The sequence below is a fragment of the Roseomonas sp. TAS13 genome (assembly GCF_001950415.1).
Classification (GTDB): Bacteria; Pseudomonadota; Alphaproteobacteria; order Acetobacterales; family Acetobacteraceae; genus Roseomonas; species Roseomonas mucosa.
The window spans coordinates 1-1,651 of record NZ_BDLP01000613.1; the positions used below are offsets into that span (position 1 = coordinate 1).

Annotated in this window: 2 protein-coding genes; both read left to right on the top strand. The window is 73.2% G+C overall.

All coding sequences use genetic code 11. The features are described 5' to 3' along the window. Positions 1–1,068, top strand: a 1,068-nt coding sequence (locus ROTAS13_RS24200; protein ID WP_075823638.1) for a DNA polymerase Y family protein, incomplete at its 5' end; no start/stop codon positions are given. Further along, positions 1,068–1,651: PHP domain-containing protein (locus ROTAS13_RS24205; RefSeq protein WP_253187763.1), on the top strand; the 584-nt coding region annotated here is incomplete at its 3' end. The genes ROTAS13_RS24200 and ROTAS13_RS24205, both read left to right, overlap by 1 nt.

Sequence of the window (1,651 nt, forward strand, 5' to 3'; positions counted from 1 at the left end):
GACGTCGCGGCGGCACTGGCGCGAGCCGGGCGGCACGGCGTCATCCTGCCACCCGGGAAGGAACGGGCCGTGATGGAAGGCCTGCCGCTGTCGGTGCTGCGGCTGCCGCCTGACTGCCTCGCCGGGTTGCACCGGCTCGACCTGCAGGACATCGGCGACGTGCTCCGCCAGCCCCGGGCGCCGCTGAGCCGGCGCTTCGGGCGCCAGCTCCTGGACGTGCTGGATGCGATCACAGGCGAGCGCCCCCGGCCGCTGAGCCCGGTTCGGCCGCCGCCAGAATACTCGGCGGTCGGCCACTTCGTGGACCCGATCGTCACCCGCGCAGACATCGACCGCGCTGTGGACAGCCTGCTCGATCGGCTCTGCCAGAAGCTGGCCGGGGCAGGCCAGGGCGCGCGGCGGATCACGCTGCGGGCGTTCCGAGTGGACGGGGACGTGCAGGAGCTCACGATCGGCACCGGGCTGCCGACGCGAACGCCGGCGCACCTGCGCCGATTGTTCGGTGAGGTGCTGGGGCGGCTGGAGCCGGATCTCGGCTTCGAACGCCTCACCCTGCAGGCGGACAGCACCAACCCACTCGTCGCGGCGCAGGACGGCATGGGTGCGATCAGCCCCGGCGGGCACCGCGCCGAGGAAGCGCTCGGCCAGTTGCTGGACCGCCTGGGGCAGCGCTTACCGGTGTGGCGCCTGGACCCGGTTGAGAGCCACTGGCCCGAGCGGGCGGTGCGGGAGGTGGATCCCTTCGCGCCTGTGCCGCGCGACGGTGCCTGGCCGGGCCTTGCGCAGCCGGTCAGGCTGCTGCCCCGGCCGGTGCCGCTGATGGTGGTCGCGGGGGTGCCGGATGGTCCCCCCACCCGGATCCGGCTCGACGGCGCCATGCATGCGGTGCTCTGGGCCGAAGGCCCGGACCGCATCGAGGCCGAGTGGTGGCGCGAGCCGGAGGAGCGGCCCGGCCGTGACTACTACCGGGTCGCGCTGGCGACGGGGGCACGGCTCTGGATCGGCCGGGCCGGGCCGATCCGCCCCGACAAACCCGCTCGTTGGTTCCTGCATGGCTATCTCGCCTGATGTCTGTCTTCGCCGAACTTTGTGCTCGCTCCAACTACTCGCTGCTGGACGGGGCCTCGCACCCGGCCGAGCTGGTCGCCGTGGCCAAGGCGCTTGGACATGCGGGCCTCAGCATCTGCGACCGCAACAGCCTGGCCGGGGCCGTGCGTGCCCACGTCGCGGCCAGGGAAGTCGGGCTGCGCTACGTCGTGGGCACCCGCCTCGTGCTGACCGACGGCTCGGCCTATCTCGCCTGGCCCACGGACCGCGACAGCTACGGCCGGCTGACCCGGCTGCTGTCGCTCGGCCGCATGCGCGCGCCCAAGGGTGCCTGCGAGATCAGCCGGGATGACCTGATCGGGCATGCGGAGGGATGGGTCATCGCGGCACTCCCCCCGGCGCTTCCCGATGCCGCCTTCGCGGCGCGGCTGCGGGCTGACGCGGCGGCGCTTCGCCACAAGCTCACCCTGCCGATGCTCTGTGCCGCAGCCATTATCCTCGATGGCGCCGACCGGCACCGGCTGGAAACCCTCGCCGGCATGGCGGGAGCGGCCAGGGTCGGGCTGCTCGCCAGCACCGATCCGCGCTTTCATCACCCGACACG